Genomic DNA, 16,366 nt, shown 5'->3' with positions numbered 1-16,366 from the left:
CACGCGGTCGCGCCGTCGCGGCGCACACGGTGCGCATCGTGTCGATGCCAGCGATACATGCGACCGCTGGGTCAAGCGACCGTGTGGTCAAGCGACCGTGTGGTCATGCGACCGTGTGGCCATGCGACAGTGTGGTCATGCGACCGCTGGGTCAAGCGACCGTGTGGTCGGATTCGTATCGGAGCGCGCCGAACGTCCATGTGGTCGGGAGGCTGAGCCTCGGTATGCGCCATTGCCGTGCGGGGTCCCACCATGCCGGACCTCGGACTTCGGGGAGGCCGTTCGCCATGCGGATCTCCCACTGGGAGGTGTCGAGGGATCGGTGATGCCACCAGCACAACGGCACGCCATTGTCCGTATGGGTCGGCCCACCTCTGGCATGTTCGGTGACGTGGTGGATCTCGCACCAGGACGCGGGAACATGGCACCCGGGGATCAGGCACTCCTTGTCGCGGGCGATGATCGCCCTCCGTTGATGAACCGTGAACACCCGGTCGGTGGTCGTGATCCCGATGATGCGACCCTCATCGAACAGGACCCGTTGGATCACCCCGGTGCACGCGGCCTGCGCTGCGACGGAGACCGGGACGTGCGCGCCGGATCCGGGAATCGTCGCCCACCCACCATTACCCGCACCGCCTGCACCGCCTGCACCGAAGGCGGCCCCGTGTGCAAGGTCTTTCGCGTCAACGTTCACGACGAGCACCGGTGAGGCGCCCCCGAGGGTGGGCATGTCTTTGTGGCGGGCCGCGATCGCCAGGGCCGCGGCGAGAGCATCGTGGCGCTTCTGCGCCGCGGTGCGGTCATCGATCACACACCGCGGATCTGAATTGAACGGGTCGGCATCGTCCGCGGCAGCATCGGCCTCCGCATCCGCATCCGCCTCCGCATCCGCATCGGCGCCCTCGCTCGGGGAGAAGTGCACTCCGGGCATGGGCGGGCCGTCGCCCTTGGGGTTGAGGATCGCGTCCAGGATGAGCTGCAACTGGGCAGCAGCATCCGGTGTCAGATACCCGCGGATCGCGTGCACGCCGTCCGTGAGACGACCGATCGTGATGCCCCGGCGACGACGGGAGTCCTCATCCTTCGGTTCCTCCCCATCGGGGTCGAACATCGACGCGAGGTCCTCCGCGAGCGCTTTCAAGTCCTGCGCAGTCGGCGCCGGACCCGGCTCATCAGCATCCGGGCCGTCATCGTCAGCGTCGGCCACGAGGCCGTGCCCGCGCGCACACCCCGCCAACGCGGCATCCGCCGCCAACCGCTGATCGACCGTGAGGCGATCCCACACCTTCTCGATCGGTCCCGTCGCTGCCAGAAACCCGGCGACCCCGATCACCCCGTCGAGCAGCGCCAGCCGCATCTCAGACCATCGGGCCGGCATCCTCTCCCCCGCCAGACTCACCGGCCGCCGCACCAGATCGACGATCTTGTCGACCCTGGCCGCTCCCCGCACATCGACGCCCATCGTCCGTTGCAGCAGCTCGTTCATCCCCCGACACCCTGCGGAGTGAGGAAAGTCGCCCATGTCCCCGGTCGCGACGGTCTCGACGACCAGGGCTTCAGCCCGCCGGAACACCGCCCCTGCGCCCTGCAGCACCATGATCCGGTCTGCATCGGTCAGCCCCGCGAGCGCGTCATCGGACAGCACCGCGTCAAGGTCGGCGATGACCCTATCCAGGAGCTCCGCAGTGCTGTTCATACCCCCGAGTCAACCCGGGACCACCGACATTCGAACCCCGAAACCACCCATATTTATCCCAGACCAACTTCATATTCCGATCTCCCGATATAGCGCGACGCCAGCGCGGGCGCGACGAGGGAGAAGCAGAAAAGAGAGGAGGAGGACGACAGGAGAAAAGGAACGAAGAGGAAGACGGAAGGGCCCCCGAAAAGGGAGCCCCCGAATATGAACGCCCCCGAGGGCCGCCGGGGCAGCCGCCCCGGGGGCCCTCGAGAAAGTCAGTCCGCGATGGTCGCGGCGTCGATCACGAAGCGGTAGCGCACATCGGAGGCGAGCACACGCTCGTAGGCCTCGTTGATCTGCGCGGCCGAGATGATCTCGATCTCGGCGGCGATCCCGTGCTCTGCGCAGAAGTCGAGCATCTCCTGGGTCTCGCGAATGCCGCCGATGTTCGATCCGGCGAGGGACCGACGTCCGCCGATCAATGACGACACGTTGACCGCGAGCGGTTCTGCGGGCGCTCCGACGCAGACCATCGACCCACCCACATCGAGCAGACCGAGGTACGCACGAAGGTCGACCACGGCGCTGACCGTGTTGAGGATGACGTCGAAGGATCCGCGCAGCGAGCGGAACGTCTCGGGATCGCTCGTCGCGTAGTAGTGGTCTGCGCCGAGGCGAAGCCCGTCGTCCTTCTTGCTCAGGGTCTGCGACAGCACCGTCACTTCAGCGCCGAGCGCGTGGGCGATCTGCACGCCCATGTGGCCCAGTCCGCCGAGTCCGACGACCGCCACCCGCGTGCCGGGGCCGACGTTCCAGTGCCGCAACGGTGAGTAGGTGGTGATGCCCGCGCACAGAAGCGGGGCTGCGACGTCGAGTCCGAGGGCGTCGGGGATGCGCACGGCGAAGGACTCGGTCACGACGACCTGCTCGGAGTATCCGCCCTGAGTGATGGTGCCATCGCGATCCGGGCTGCCGTAGGTGAAGACCGCGCCGTTGGAGCAGAACTGCTCATCGCCGCGCAGGCAGTTGCGGCACTCTCCGCATGAGTTCACGAGACACCCGACCCCGACGCGGTCGCCCACCGAGTGCTTCGTGACGTCGGCACCGACGGCGGCGACGGTACCGGCGATCTCGTGCCCCGGCGCGAGCGGGTAGCTCTGCGGACCCCAGTCACCGCGGACGGTGTGGATGTCGGAATGGCAGATTCCGGCGAATGCGATATCGATCAGGATGTCGTTCGCTCCGAGTTCGCGGCGCTCGATCACGGTCTTCTCGAGCGGCGCGGCTTCGCTGGGTGCGGCGTAGGCATGGACACGGGTCATCGAAGACTCCTCGGGTCGGTTCGGAGTGGGCAGATCGACACTACCCGCGACGCCCTGTGCGCTACCCCTGTGTGATCGATACGTTGGGGCTACGACTCCGGAGGGGAAGTCCCATGCACCGCTCGACCTTGACCGCCCGACTGATCACCAGCGTGATCGCTCTCGTGCTCACGCCCATCGCCCTGACTCTGCTGTCTGTCGGCGGACAGACCATGATCCTCACATTCTTCGCGTACGCCAGCGACGGCGACCTCGCGTCGCTGACCGGACCTCTGCTGATGCAGATCCTCGGTCTCACGCTGCTCATCCTCGTCGTGCTCACCGGTGTGTGGAGTTCAGCCGGTCTGATCGTCATCGGCATCTTCAGCATCGTGCCGCTGATCGTCGCCGTCTTTCCCGTGACCCTGTCATGGCTCTACGGCATCGCACCCAGGGAGTGGGTCGACGGCTTCGTGTACGGCCTGCCGCTCGTCGTTCTGGCCGCGCTCGGGGCGATGGGTCTGGTGCTCACCCTCGTCCGCCGCGATCCTCGACCGAAGAGTGCCGCGCTCGGCGTGGTCGGCCTGATCGTCGCCCCGCTGCTGCTCGCTGCGGGCGCCTGGTCGATCACCTGGGGAATCGCCGAGGGAACGCTGTTCGCCCTGCAGCGGTTCCAGTTCGACGTGCGTCCCGGGCCCGGCTTCGCAGTCGTCGTCGGGGCTCTGCTCGTGATCGCCGGGATCACCGTGACCCGCTGGTCGCGGTTCGCCCTTGTCGTTCCCGCCCTCGTGCTCCTCGTCGGCAGCATCCTGCTCGTGGTGGCCCGCGATGCCGTGATGCCTGCGCTCTTCGAGCTACCGCGAGGGATGAACACCGTCGCGCCGAGCCTCCTTCTGCACGGCGGAGGAGCCGCGGCCGGACTCATCTATCTGGCCTTCACAGCGGTGCTGCTGCGCATCGGCGCTCACGCGCGAGCGGCCGGAGCGGCCGGAGCGGCCGGAGCGGCCGGAGCGACGACACCCGACACCTCGGTGCACGCGCAATATCCACAGGCGCAGTACCCACCAGTGCAGCACCCACCAGCGCCGATGCAGCATCCGTACCCGCCGGTCCCCGGTCAGCAGCCGCCCGCCGCGCCGTACCCGCCCCAGCCCGGCCCGTAACTCACGGAGCCGCCGCACGACGTCGGCTCAGACAGAAGCGAACCGGCCGGAATCCCAGGATTCCGGCCGGTTCTGTGTTCTGCGGGCTCAGCCTCAGCGCTTGGCGTTCTTCTTCAGCGTCTTCTCCAGCACAGGCGCATCGCCGGATGCCGCGAGCGCCGCGTAGTACTCGCGGGCCTCGTCCTGGCGCTCTCGCTCAGCACCGGACGCGATCGGCGCGCGCACGTGCTCGGGCTCGTATCCGAAGGCGTCGACCAGATCGAGGGCATACGGGCGCAGCCGTGCGCACAGACGATCGATGTACCGCGAGACCGCAGCGGCGCGCTGCGTGGAGAGGCGCCCGTTGATGAGATGCCACGCGAGGTGCTTCTCGATGAGCTGCAGGCCGAAGAGGTCGCGCAGCCACGTGAGCACCTTCTTGGTGTCGGCGTCATCGACTCGGTGGACGGCATCCGTGAACGCCTCCCACTGCAGCAGCTCGCCGTGTGCGCGAGCCGCCTCGATCAGTTCGGCCTGGTTCTCGTTGAACAGCTTCGCGCCGAGGACCTTGTCCTTGCCCGCCGGGCGCAGGCGCCCGGCGACATCGGCGACCATCTGCTGCACGCGCTCAGCGAGCAGCAGATGCTGCTGCTCTTCGCGCAGGCCGTTCTCGACCGAACGCGAGACCTGGCCGAGGTCGACGACCGACTGCCCGAACTGACGCAGACCGGCACCGTGGAACAGCTTCCCCGCGGTCATCCCGACGGCGAACTTGGCCAGTGCCGCAGCATCCTTGCCGGTGAACTGCTTGGCGTAGTCGGTCAGCAGCCGCTTGCCGACGAGCTGGAGCAGCACGTTGTTGTCGCCCTCGAACGTGACATAGATGTCGAGGTCCGCGCGGAGGCCCACGAGACGGTTCTCGAACATGAAGCCGGCACCGCCGCACGCCTCCCGCGCCTCCTGCAGCGTGTCGAGCGCATGCCAGGTCGACAGCGGCTTGAGCGCTGCGGCCAGAGTCTCGAGATCTTCACGATCATCGGGGGTGTCGGTACGACCGGAGAACACCCCGTCGAACTTCTGCAGGAACTCGTCGTGCGCGAAGATCTGCGCATACGTCGTCGCGAGCCGCGGGAAGAGGCGACGCTGGTGCTTGCCGTAGTCGAGGAGCACGACCTCCTGGCCGTCAGCACCGTCGAACTGACGACGCTGGGTGGCGTAGGTGATCGCGATCTTGAGCCCCAGAGCGGAGGCCCACGACGCTGCGCCATCGAGCGAGACGCGACCCTGCACCAGGGTGCCGAGCATCGTGAAGAAGCGGCGACCCGGGCTGTCGATCGCGCTCGAGTACGTGCCGTCTGCGGCGACGTCGCCGTACTTGTTGAGCAGGTTCGTGCGGGGAACGCGCACCTGATCGAAGCTCAGGCGACCGTTGTCGATGCCGTTCAATCCCCCCTTGAGCCCGTCATCCTCTCGTCCGATGCCGGGCAGGTCGACTCCGTCTTCACCGCGCAGCGGCACGTAGAAGCAGTGCACTCCGTGGTTGACGCCGTTCGTGATCAGCTGCGCGAACACGGTCGCCGCCACCCCGTGCAACGCGGCGTTGCCGAGGTACTCCTTCGTCGCGCCGCGGAACGGCGTGTGGATGACGAACTCCTCGGTCTCGGGGTCGTACGTCGCGGTCGTGCCGACAGCGGCGACGTCGGATCCGTGCCCGATCTCGGTCATCGCGAAGGCACCCGGGATCGTGAGATCCATGACTCCGGGGAGCCACTTCTCGTGATGCTCGGTCGTGCCGAGCTGCAGGATCGCCGATCCGAACAGCCCCCATTGCACGCCCGACTTGATCTGCAGGCTCGGATCGGCGACGACGAGCTCCTCGAAACCGGCGATGTTCCCGCCGTTGTCATCCGAGCCGCCGAGGGACGTGGGGAACGCGCGGTGCACGGCCTTGTTGTCGACGAGCAGGTGCAGCTGGCTGAGCACGCGCTCACGGTGCTCGTCCTTGCCCAGTTCATCCTGGCGCCAGAACGCGGAGTCCTTGATCATCTCGCGCGCCTCGCGGCGGGTGTCCGCCCACGTGCCCATCAGCAGGTCGGTGACCCTGGCGACGTCGAATCGAAGGTTCGCGTCTGCGTTGTCGGTGTGTGTGCGAGTCGTCTTCGGACGGACGGCGGCGTCGACCATGAGCGTTCCTCTCAGAGGGAAGTAGGGATACTCACATGGTAGGTCTGCCACAACCAGGAGCGAACTGCTGTGTGCGCATCCTCCAACCACCGGCGGGCACATCTCCCCGACCGATTGTCGTCAGACCACAGTCCGCGCGAGTCCGCGCGCTCAGACCTCCACACCTGCAGGCCGCGGTGGGGCCGTCTGCGCCTGCTCCCAGCGCCGTCTCGTCCCGGAGCTCAGACGCGCCCAGGTGCGGTCGCGGATGAAGATCGAGTCGATCGCGATCATCGTGAGCGAGAACCACGGCAGTCCCATCAGCACGCCGATGCCGATGTGGAACGAGAGGATGCCGATGAGACCGATGAGCCGAGTCGGACGGGTGAGCAGCATCAGCGGGAACGCCACCTGCAGGATGATCGATCCCCAGGTCGCCGCGACGACCATCGGCCCCCAGGTCGTGACGAGATCGCTCAGCACCGGCCACGTGCCGAACCGAGAGGTCTGCAGCGGGTTGTAGACCGCGTACCCCTCCTCCCAGGGCGCACCGCCGGCCTTGTACAGGGCACCGGAAGCGTAGACGAAGCACACCTGAGCGGTGAGCGCCACGAGGGCCAGGTTGTGGAAGACCGTGCCCAGAAGAGCCGGCTGGCTTCCCGGCGCGAACCACTCTCCGTTCTTCGCACGACGCTTGGCGTCGAGCGACCAGCGAGCGGCCGGATCGGCGAAGAACAACAGGAGCAGCGCGATGCGGAACATGTTGTCGCCCTGGTCGCCCACCATGTCGTTGGCTTCGATGAACCCGACCCAGAGGCAGAAGAACACGGGAAGGACGATCCTGAAGCGCCAGCCCAGCACGAACAGCACGGCCAGCACGCCGAGCAGCAGATAGAGAGCGGTGTAGAGGACGTCGTTGCCCATCGCCGCATGGAACGCACTGAAGATCCAGATCTTCGGGAACTCGCTGACGGGTTCGGCGAGCTCACCGTTCCACGCCGACCCCGAGCCGAACGTGTAGAGACGAGTGCTGAAGTTCGACGCGAGCAGGCCGATCGCCGTGATCCCGAACAGGATGCGCGTGACCGCCAGGCCGTAGAGGGCCTTCTTGCCGTTGAAGAGCCAGTCCCCCACGAATGCCGAGATCCGATCGATCGCCGAGAGGATCATCGACCACAGGCCGCCGATCATCGACGAGGCGAAGCTGAGGAGCCGCGTCACGAAGGATCGTGGCGGAGCGGGGACAGGAGCGGGCGCCGGTGCCGGTGCCCGCTCCGGCGTCGTGGGAGCGGATGCCGGAGCCGGCGCCGTCACGGTGCTCTTCGGTGCGGCGCTCTTCGGTGCACCGCTCTTCGGTGCAGCGCTCTTCGACGCGGCGCTCTGCGGTGCCGCATCCTTCTTCTTCTTCGCGTCTCCCTTGGGCGCGGTCCTGATCGGCGCGCTCACGGCTGGATCCTCTCGAACTGTGCACGGAAGGTGTCGGCGAAGTTCTCGCGACTCTGCCCTTCCTCTTCCATAGGCAGTCGCCACCCGGTGGTCGAAAACGTGGGATCGGGGCGCTGCGCGCTCGGATCGTTGCGGTCGGCGTAGGGGACGACGTTCTGTCGGCTCACGCGGTATTGCACCCTGATGACCGCGTCAGCACCCCAGATCGCATAGGCCACCTGAGTGGCGTAGGCGGTGGAGAGGTGCTCCTCGGCCATGTACGCCTCGGTCGACGGGTTCTCGCCCTCGAGCTCATCGAAAGAGCGCACCATCCACTCTTCCCAGTCGTCCTCGGCGAAGTCGAGTCCGACGATGGCCTTCTGATCGTCGTTCAGCTTGTTGAACGCGTTCATCTGACCACTCGCGACCTCGCTCGACTGGATGCCGGCGCGAGGGGGGAACAGGTTGTAGCGGATCATCGAGAGCTCGACATCGGTGGCGCTCACCCAGCCGGTCTCGATCTCCTGGCCGTCCTTCTCGATGACGGCGCGCACGTTGAAGTGGTAGTCGCCGTTGATCGGCTCGGGAGCGAAGACGCTCCACGACTGACCGAACATGGGCAGCATGTATCCGGCCAGGACCTCCTGCGTGGGAATCTCGCGCAGTGCCGAATACGGTGCGATCCAGAGGAACGACGCGCCCACATGCCACAGGGTCAGCAGACAGGCGGCGAACGCGATGAGCTTCACCCACCAGGTCGGGCGCGGTCGCGGGGCGGCACTGGCGATCGCCGCATCCTGCGTTTCCGGTGAGGTCTCAGTCATCGTGCCCATCCACATCGTTCTCACCGCTGCAGGTCGGGGCCGCCGCAGCGACGGCCCCGACCTCTCAGCGTTCCTGCACTGCGTTACTCCGTCTGGACGAACGGCCGTCTGGAGCGCGCGATCCTCGTCATTCCGAGCCCGAGCATCAGCAGCAGAGCCGCCAGCGCGATCCACCCGCCCTGGATCTCGCCACCGGTGGTGGCGAGGCCCGTTGCCACGACCTGGAACGAGGCTGAGACACTGCCGGAGGTCGCTCCGGTCAGGGTCACCGCGTGGGTTCCGAGGTCGGTGCCGGACGGGATGGTCCAGGTGAAGGTGACCGTGCCCTGCGCGTCGGCGACCTTGGTCCCCAGTGCGATCGGCTCGGAGGTCATCACTCCGGTGACGGACTCGCCGGGCGTGAACCCGGTGCCGACCGCCGTCTGCTTCTCGCCGCGCTCCAGAACGGGAACCTTGATCGTGATGGCGATCTTGCCCGTCGGGTCAGCGGCCGCATCAGCATCCGCAGACGCCGAGGCCTCGGCCGTCGGATCCGCCGCCGCCGACGCATCAGCCGTGGCCGAGACATCAGCCGCAGCCGACGCGGAGGCCGTGGCCGACGACGAGGCGTTGGCCGCCGCTGCCGCCGACGCGTTCGGGTCGGCGTCGGCCGAAGCCGAGGCGTCAGCCGCACTCGTCGAGGTCGCATCGTTCTGCGCCGTGGCCTGAGCCGCAGCAGCCGCCGCCGCCGTGGCGTTCGCATCTGTGGTGGCCGTGGTCGAGGCATCCGTGGATGCATCGTCCGTGGCCGCCGCCGAAGCCGCCGCATCAGCCGTCACGTCAGCCGCCGCCGAAGCGGAGCTCGTCGCATCGGCCAGCGCCGCGGCGACAGCCGCAGCCTGCGCCGCAGCGTTGCTGTCGTCATCGGCCTGAGCCGACGCCGCCGCAGATGCGGAGGCGTTGGTGTCGGCCTCAGCCGTCGGATCCGCCGCTGCCGACGCGTCAGCCGCAGCCGAGACATCAGCCGCAGCCGTCGCCGAGGCGGTGGCGGACGACGTGGCGTTGGCCGCCGCGGCCGCCGACGCGTTCGGGTCGGCATCGGCCGAGGCCGAGGCGTCAGCCGCACTCGTCGAGGTCGCATCGTTCTGCGCAGCCGCCTGAGCAGCCGCCGCCGCAGACGCGTTCGCATCCGTGGTGGCCGTGGTCGAGGCATCCGTGGATGCATCGTCCGTCGCTGCCGCCGAAGCCGCCGCATCAGCCGTCACGTCAGCCGCCGCCGAAGCGGAGCTCGTCGCATCGGCCAGCGCCGCAGCGACAGCCGCAGCCTGCGCCGACACGTTGCTGTCGTCATCGGCCTGAGCCGACGCCGCCGCAGATGCCGAGGCGTTGGTGTCGGCCTCAGCCGTCGGATCCGCCGCCGCCGACGCGTCAGCCGTGGCGACCGCGTCAGAGGAGGCGTCGGTCGATGCACTCGCGACAGCCGCCGCACTCGCGTTCGAGGCGGCGCTCGTCGAGGCATCGGACGTCGCCGAGGCCTCAGCCGCGGTGTCGGTCGTCGCGTCGGCCAGTGCCGCGGCCTGAGCCGCGATCGCCGCTCCGGCGTTCGCCTCCGACGTCGCGTCGGCCGTTGCCGCCGTCGAGGATGTCGCCGTCGCTGCCGATTCCGCCGCAGCCTCGGCAGCAGGGTCAGCCGCAGCCGAGCCCTCTGCCGTGGCATCCGCGAAGGCCGCAGCCTGTGCGGATGCTTCAGCGATCGCATCGGTCGAGGCGTCGGCGTTCGCCGAAGCGGATGCCGAAGCCGCCGCGTTCGTGTTCGCTGAAGCCTCGGAAGAGGCGTCGGTCGACGAGTCCGTCGTCGCCGCCGACTCGGAGGAGGCCGCGGAGTTGGACTCCGCCGCCGTAGATGCGTCTGCGTTCACGTCGTCCGATGCGTCGGCCTGAGCCGCAGCCTGCGCGGCGACCGCCGCAGAGGCGTTGGCCGTGGAGGTGACATCGGTCGTCGCGGTCGATGACGCGTCGGGCGTCGCCGCAGCGTCTGCCGCCGAGGTGGCGTCAGATGTCGCAGCTGCCGAGGCCTGCGACGTCGCATCTGCGAGAGCGGCGGCTTCCGCCGCAGCCTGCGCCGACGGGTCGCCGTCTGCCGTGGCGTCGGCCGACGCGGATGCCGATGCGGCCGCGTTGGTGTTGACGTCACCCGGGTCGCCAGCGGTCACCTCGGTGGTGTCCGTGTCGCTGAACGCCCCCGATGTCGCGGTGAGCAGGTATCCCGCACCGGGTTCGGTGCCGGCCGGAACCGGGTAGTTCTCCGTGAACGCACCGAACTCGTCGGTGGTCGCGGTCACCGAGCCTCCGACGCCCGCTCCGCCACCGGGCGCCGTGAGCTGCAGCGACACCGTGGAGTTCACCGGCCAGCCTGAGCCGGTGACGGCGAGGTTGGTGCCTGCCGGAACCGATGCTGCCGCATCGACGACGACAGGAGCCGCCGTCACCTCGGTCGCATCGGTCGCCGTCTGCGTTCCGACGCTCGCGGTCACCGTGTAGCCCGTGCCCGCGGGGGTTCCCGCCGGCACCGGATAATCGATCGCGAAGCCGCCGAGAGCGCCGGTCGTCACCGTCTGAGGTGTGCCGATGAGCGCACCGCCGGGGCCAGTCAGCTGCACCGTGACCTCGGTGTTCGCCGGCCAGTTCGCACCGGTGACTGCCAGGTCGGTGCCCGCCTCGACGGTTGCCGCCGCGTCGACGGTCGCCGCCGCGGTCACCGCTGTCGTGTCGGTCGCCGACTGCGTGCCGACGGTCGCCGTGACCGTGTAGCCCGTGCCCGGAGCCGCCGACGCGGGAACCGGGTAGTCCAGCGTGAACTCTCCGTCTCCGTCGGTCGTGACCGTCGCGGGAGCGCCGACCGTCGTCCCGCCACCCGGTGCCGTCAGCACCACCGAGACCTCGGTGTTCGCCGGCCAGCCGGTGCCGGTGACGGGAAGGCTCGTGCCTGCCTGCACCGTCGCCGCGGCATCGACCGCTGCAGCGGCAGTCACCTCGGTCGTGTCGGTCGCCGTCTGCGTGCCGAGGCTCGCCGTGACCGTGTACCCCGTGCCCGGAGTGGCCGACGCGGGAACCGGGTAGTTCAGCGTGAACCCACCAGCCCCATCGGTCGTAGCCGTCTCAGGACCACCGACGTCATCGCCGTCGGGGTCGGTGAGCTGCACCGAGATCGCGGTGTTCGCCGGCCAGCCGGTGCCGGTGACCGGAAGGCTCGTGCCTGCCTGCACCGTCGCCGCGGCATCGACCGTCGCAGCGGCCGTCACCTCGGTCGTGTCGATCGCCGTGTCGGCTCCGTCAGTCGCGGTGACCGTGTATGCGGTGCCTGGTGCCGCCGAGGCGGGCACCGGGTACGCGAGCGTGAACTCGCCGTCGTCATTCGTCGTGGCCGTCGCGGGACCACCGACATCCGCGCCACCGCCAGGAGCTGTCAGCTGCACCGAGATCTCGGTGTTCGCCGGCCAGTTCGCTCCGGAGACGGCGAGGTCGGTGCCGGCCTGAACGACCGGAGCTGCGTCGATCGACGCGACCGGAGCGTTCGTGACCTCGGTCGTGTCCGTCGCGATCTGCGTTCCCGCTGTCGCCGTGACGGTGTAGCCGGTTCCGGCAGGGGTGCCCGCCGGCACCGGGTAGTCGAAGGTGAAAGCCCCCGACGGGTCGGTGGTGACGAGCTGGGGGCCGCCGACGTTCGGACCGCCGCCGGGTTCGGTCAGCTGCAGCGAGATCTGGGTGCTCCCCGGCCAGTTCGTGCCGGAGATGCCGAGGTTCGTGCCGTCCTGCACGGCAGGTGCGGCGTCGATCGCGGCCGCAGCCGTGACCTCGGTGGTGTCCGTCGCCGTGCTGGTGCCGTCGGTGGCCGTCACGATGTATCCGGTTCCCGGCGTGGTCGACGCGGGGATGAAGACACCACCCGTGAAGTTGCCCGAGGCATCGGTCGTCAGGGTCGCGGGGTCGTTGACCGGCGCGCCGCCTGCGCTCGTGACCTGCACCGAGACATCGGTGTTCGCCGGCCAGCCTGAGCCGGTCACGGGAAGGCTGGTGCCCGCCTGAACCGTGTCGTCCGCGTCGATCACTGCGACTGCCGCGACCGCCGCCTTCACCGTCGACGAGGCGAGGTCGAGTTCGACCCCTCCGCCTACCCCTGGGAGCAGATCGATCGCGAGAGCGCGCACGGTGAAGCTGTCACCGGGGATGTCCCCCGGCTCGGACTGCTCGTTGATCGTGACGGTCGCCACCCCGGACAGCACGCCCTGCAGAACAGGGTCGAGGGTCGTGAGAAGCGGCCCGGTCAACGCGGCCAGTGCGGGCTGGAGCAGCGGGATGACGCTGTTCAGCGCGGTGTCGACGAGGGGACCTGCCGTGCCGGTGACCGCACCGGTGACGGCGTCGATCACCGGGTCGAGCAGGAAGCCGATGTCGAGGCCGGCCAGTGCGATGTCGGTGTCCACGACCGGGGCCGGCGTCGCCGTGCCCGCGAACTGCGCGAGCGAACCGACGACCGTGACGTCTCCCGACACCAGCTCGATCCCGGTGAGGGGGTTCGAGAGCTCCACGCCGACGGTGAGCGTCGCGACGAGCGAATCCAGAGTGGATTCGACGATGGTCGCGACCTTGCCGTTGAGGCTGTTGGGGTGCGTTCCCGTGAGAGCGGAGGTGATCCCCTGCTGGATGGCAGCGATCATCGGCCCGGACAGCACAGGAGTGTTGGCCGGCAACGAGTTCAGGTCTGCGCCGGCACCGGTCTCCACGAGGATTCTGGCGAGGTCGACGGAGATCGTCCCGTCGCTCAGATCGACGAGCACAGAACCTGTCGTGTTCTCGAGCGGCTCTGTCAGCAGCTCGGTGACCACCGTCTCGCCGACGGTGTCGAGTCCGGCGATCGAGACCGTTCCACCGGTCGCCTCGAAGGCGGCGATCAGGGGGACGTTGGGGATGGCGTTGATCGTGTTGACGACGGTCGTGACGATGCCCGTGAGCGCACCGCCGGGGCCCGCGAGATCGCTCACCGGAGTGAGCGTGCCTTGGATGGCCGTTCCGAGCGTCGTCGAGAGTCCTGCGACCAGGTTGCTGTGCAGGTCCAGGGTGAGTCCCGCGATCCGGTATTCGGAGGTCGCCGTTCCCGTGTTCGACTCGGCGCGCGACGCGAGAGCGCCAATGCCGATGGACGCCTCGTCGAGCACCGCGTCGGTCAGACCGGCGACCGAGAGCTGGTCGAAGAGGTCGGTCAGTTCGAGGGATGCCGGGTCGACGCTTCCGTCGATCGCGCCGGCGTCGATCGCACCACCGGAGGTGATCGCGCCGGACGATGCGATCGACTGGGTCTGACTCGGCGACGAGCTGAAGCTCTGGGCGCCTCCCAGATCGCCGAGCTGCAGCAGACCGGGCGTCGTGCCGTCGGTCAGCAGCGGCACGTTGAGCGTGCCGACGTCGATGCTGAGCGCCTCGAGCAGATCGAGATCGAGACCGCCGAGCTCTGGGCCAACCGCAGCCGGGTTGCTGGTCAGCGTGTGACCGAGCGCCGCGACGTCGAGTCCGCCCAGCAGATCAGCGGGCAACTGGACGATCTGTCCCTGCGCGACCGACGGATCGTTCGGATTCGCGTCGTCGAGCGCATTCGCCGCTGTGGGTACCAACGCACCCGCGAGGACCACCGCACCGACGGTGACGCCGGCGATGCCTCCCCCGATTGCTCTGCGCCGCCGCAGAGTCTTCCCCTCGATGATTCTCATTCGCCTCTCCCGTGATGCAGATACTCCGCGTCACAAGGCCCTCCCCAGGCGTCGACAGGTGTCGACCGAGCGCATGTGCTGTCAGTATTGCGGGATTTCGGTTGTTAAGTCCAGCGAACGTCCAGACTTCACGCACGCGCTGTCATCATCCGAGACATTTCGCCGGAATGATTCACAACCGTTCGGCAGGTTGATTCCAGGGATCACGTTCTCGCGGACGAAAGGCCACCCGGCAGCACCCGGCTGCGGGGTCTCGAGAACGACGAAGACCGCCCCGCAGGTCGGTGCCTGCGGGGCGGTCTCAGAGGGTCGGGCCTGGGCTACAGCGTCAGCCCGTGACCGAAGCGGAAGAGTGGATCCTCGGTGTCGAACGGCACGTCGGGGCGGGACGCCACGACCGCTTCCATCGACCTCGGAAGATCGAACGGTAGTCGGCCCCGGGCGCTGACGACACCGCTGAGCACGTCGAGCAGGGCAGCGCCGGAGACGCCCCAGTTGACCGTGACGGCCGCGGCCGCATCCGTGATCGGCTGGAGGATCGGCGGACGGTCTGCGAGCACGTCGACCACCGTCGGCACTGCTCGGGAGACCGCGCGGACATGGTCGACGACCTCGTCAGGGAAGGCGAGCGACCCTGCATGGAAGAAGTTCTCGAACATCGTGTCCCGCTGCTCGAACGGAGCCTGCAGGCGGATGACCGCGAGGTCGGCCTCGTCGGGGGTGTCGACGACCTGACCGTACGAGGCAGCGACCTCGACATCGATCCCCTCGATGTAGAGCTTGAGCCCGACGGAGAAGGGAAGCGCGCCGGAGTTGGTCAGGACGGTGACGGAGGCGCGCTGGGCCGCCTCGCCCGCCGCGCGGAACTCCGCCCTGCCGACGATCGCGTCAGCAGCGGCTTCGTCGACGAACGGGTTCTCGAAGAGCCCGAGCTCGAACTTCTCCCGCAGGATTCGTCGCGCCGAGACGTCGAGGCGCTCCTGGGAGATCGAGCCGTCGGCCACGAGCTCGACCAGCAGCTCGGGGCAGTCCTCGCCGCCGAACTGATCGGCGCCGGCATCGAGCACCTTGACCATCCGCTCTCGGGGTGTCAGGTCTTCGACACCCCACGCACGGGCGGGGAACGGCTGTCCGAAGATCTCGGCGTCGTTGATCAGACCCCAGTCGGTGCAGACGAGACCGTCGAAGCCGTAGCGCTCACGGAGCAGCCCGGTGATGACCGACTTGTTGAATCCGAACCCGACCTCTTCGTACTCGGTTCCGACAGGCATGCCGTAGTAGGGCATCATCTGCCGGGTGCCTGCGGCGAGAGCATCCTCGAAGGGCTTCAGGTGCAGCTCGAACTGCCCGCCCGGGTAGACCTGCTCGCGGCCGTACGGGAAGTGCGGGTCCTCGCCGTCCTTCTGCGGACCGCCGCCGGGGAAGTGCTTGGTCATGGTCGAGACCGACCCCGGTCCGAACGACTCGCCCTGGAATCCTCGGATGTATGCCGCTCCGAGAATGCCCGACAGCTCCGCGTCCTCTCCGAAGGTCGCCGTCTGCCGCGCCCACCGTGGTTCGGTGGCGAGATCGACCTGTGGATGCAAGGCGACACGAAGCCCCACGGCCGTATATTCCTGACGAGCTATATCAGCGAAGCGCTCGACGAGCTCGGGGTCGCGAGTGGCCGCGAGGCCCAGCGTTTCGGGCCATTGCGAGAACGGGCCGGCGAGGATCGACGCCCCAGGGTTCTCGCTGAACGAGTGCCGCGGATCGGTCGAGAGGGTGACGGGTATGCCGAGGCGGGTGTCTGCCGCGAGACGCTGCAGTTCGTTCTGCCACGCTGCGATCTCGCCGCCGGTAGGTGCGGCCCCCAGCAGGTTGAAGTGCGTCATCTGCTTCACGTCGACGAACTCTCGAGCACTCGGGGTGCCGAAGGTCGGATTCGCCTCATCGAGATCGCCGATCGCGATCATCGTATGGAAGAACAGTCCCGCCTTCTCTTCGACGCTCATCTCGTCGAGGAGCAGCTGCACGCGCTCGTCGACCGGAAGGGTCGCGTCGAGCCAGGGGCGAGCGGTGGTCACGTCGGTATCGGTCATGG

General features: G+C 68.3%; 8 protein-coding genes. 1 reads left to right on the top strand and 7 read right to left on the bottom strand.

The window, feature by feature from the left end; translation table 11 throughout:
* Nucleotides 1–151 precede the first annotated feature (151 nt).
* Together ACZ0AA_RS16170 and ACZ0AA_RS16165 are read right to left on the bottom strand one after the other, a co-directional pair.
* Complete coding sequence (locus ACZ0AA_RS16170; RefSeq protein ID WP_400862464.1) at nucleotides 152–1,699, bottom strand: HNH endonuclease signature motif containing protein; 1,548 nt, start codon at nucleotides 1,697–1,699, stop codon at nucleotides 152–154.
* 260 nt (nucleotides 1,700–1,959) lie between these two features.
* Entirely contained in the window at nucleotides 1,960–3,006 is a 1,047-nt protein-coding gene (locus tag ACZ0AA_RS16165) for an NAD(P)-dependent alcohol dehydrogenase (RefSeq protein ID WP_463513571.1), read from the bottom strand.
* Nucleotides 3,007–3,119: 113 nt separating this feature from the next.
* On the opposite strand from ACZ0AA_RS16165, the gene ACZ0AA_RS16160 reads away from it, so the two are divergent.
* Entirely contained in the window at nucleotides 3,120–4,148 is a 1,029-nt protein-coding gene (locus tag ACZ0AA_RS16160; protein WP_463513570.1) for a hypothetical protein, read from the top strand.
* A 93-nt stretch (nucleotides 4,149–4,241) separates the two neighbouring features.
* On the opposite strand, the gene ACZ0AA_RS16155 is transcribed toward ACZ0AA_RS16160, so the two are convergent.
* The 5 genes from ACZ0AA_RS16155 to ACZ0AA_RS16135 form a co-directional block, all read right to left on the bottom strand.
* Complete coding sequence (locus tag ACZ0AA_RS16155; RefSeq protein WP_400862469.1) at nucleotides 4,242–6,311, bottom strand: acyl-CoA dehydrogenase family protein; 2,070 nt, start codon at nucleotides 6,309–6,311, stop codon at nucleotides 4,242–4,244.
* Nucleotides 6,312–6,461: 150 nt separating this feature from the next.
* The gene (locus tag ACZ0AA_RS16150; protein WP_463513569.1) at nucleotides 6,462–7,736 is read right to left on the bottom strand and encodes an HTTM domain-containing protein; all 1,275 of its coding nucleotides are present in this window, start codon (nucleotides 7,734–7,736) and stop codon (nucleotides 6,462–6,464) included.
* Nucleotides 7,733–8,539, bottom strand: a complete 807-nt coding sequence (locus tag ACZ0AA_RS16145; RefSeq protein WP_463513568.1) for a DUF5819 family protein — start codon at nucleotides 8,537–8,539, stop codon at nucleotides 7,733–7,735. The genes ACZ0AA_RS16150 and ACZ0AA_RS16145 overlap by 4 nt, the downstream gene beginning before the upstream one ends.
* Nucleotides 8,540–8,622: 83 nt before the next feature.
* On the bottom strand, nucleotides 8,623–14,283 hold the full coding sequence (locus tag ACZ0AA_RS16140; protein ID WP_463513567.1) for a choice-of-anchor G family protein: 5,661 nt from the start codon (nucleotides 14,281–14,283) through the stop codon (nucleotides 8,623–8,625).
* 320 nt (nucleotides 14,284–14,603) lie between these two features.
* Nucleotides 14,604–16,364, bottom strand: a complete 1,761-nt coding sequence (locus ACZ0AA_RS16135) for a glycoside hydrolase family 3 protein (RefSeq protein ID WP_400862477.1) — start codon at nucleotides 16,362–16,364, stop codon at nucleotides 14,604–14,606.
* Nucleotides 16,365–16,366: the final 2 nt, after the last annotated feature.

Source organism: Microbacterium sp. AC035, assembly GCF_979258485.1.
The sequence above is the reverse complement of the archived record's forward strand: the minus strand, read 5'-3'. Positions and strand labels throughout refer to the sequence as shown.

What these genes read in the sequence shown, in the direction of transcription:
- ACZ0AA_RS16145 (WP_463513568.1), bottom strand. Translation starts at nt 8,539, where the DNA reads ATGACTGAGACCTCACCGGAAACGCAGGATGCGGCGATCGCCAGTGCC.
- ACZ0AA_RS16140 (WP_463513567.1), bottom strand. Translation starts at nt 14,283, where the DNA reads ATGAGAATCATCGAGGGGAAGACTCTGCGGCGGCGCAGAGCAATCGGG.
- ACZ0AA_RS16155 (WP_400862469.1), bottom strand. Translation starts at nt 6,311, where the DNA reads ATGGTCGACGCCGCCGTCCGTCCGAAGACGACTCGCACACACACCGAC.
- ACZ0AA_RS16160 (WP_463513570.1), top strand. Translation starts at nt 3,120, where the DNA reads ATGCACCGCTCGACCTTGACCGCCCGACTGATCACCAGCGTGATCGCT.
- ACZ0AA_RS16165 (WP_463513571.1), bottom strand. Translation starts at nt 3,006, where the DNA reads ATGACCCGTGTCCATGCCTACGCCGCACCCAGCGAAGCCGCGCCGCTC.
- ACZ0AA_RS16135 (WP_400862477.1), bottom strand. Translation starts at nt 16,364, where the DNA reads ATGACCGATACCGACGTGACCACCGCTCGCCCCTGGCTCGACGCGACC.
- ACZ0AA_RS16170 (WP_400862464.1), bottom strand. Translation starts at nt 1,699, where the DNA reads ATGAACAGCACTGCGGAGCTCCTGGATAGGGTCATCGCCGACCTTGAC.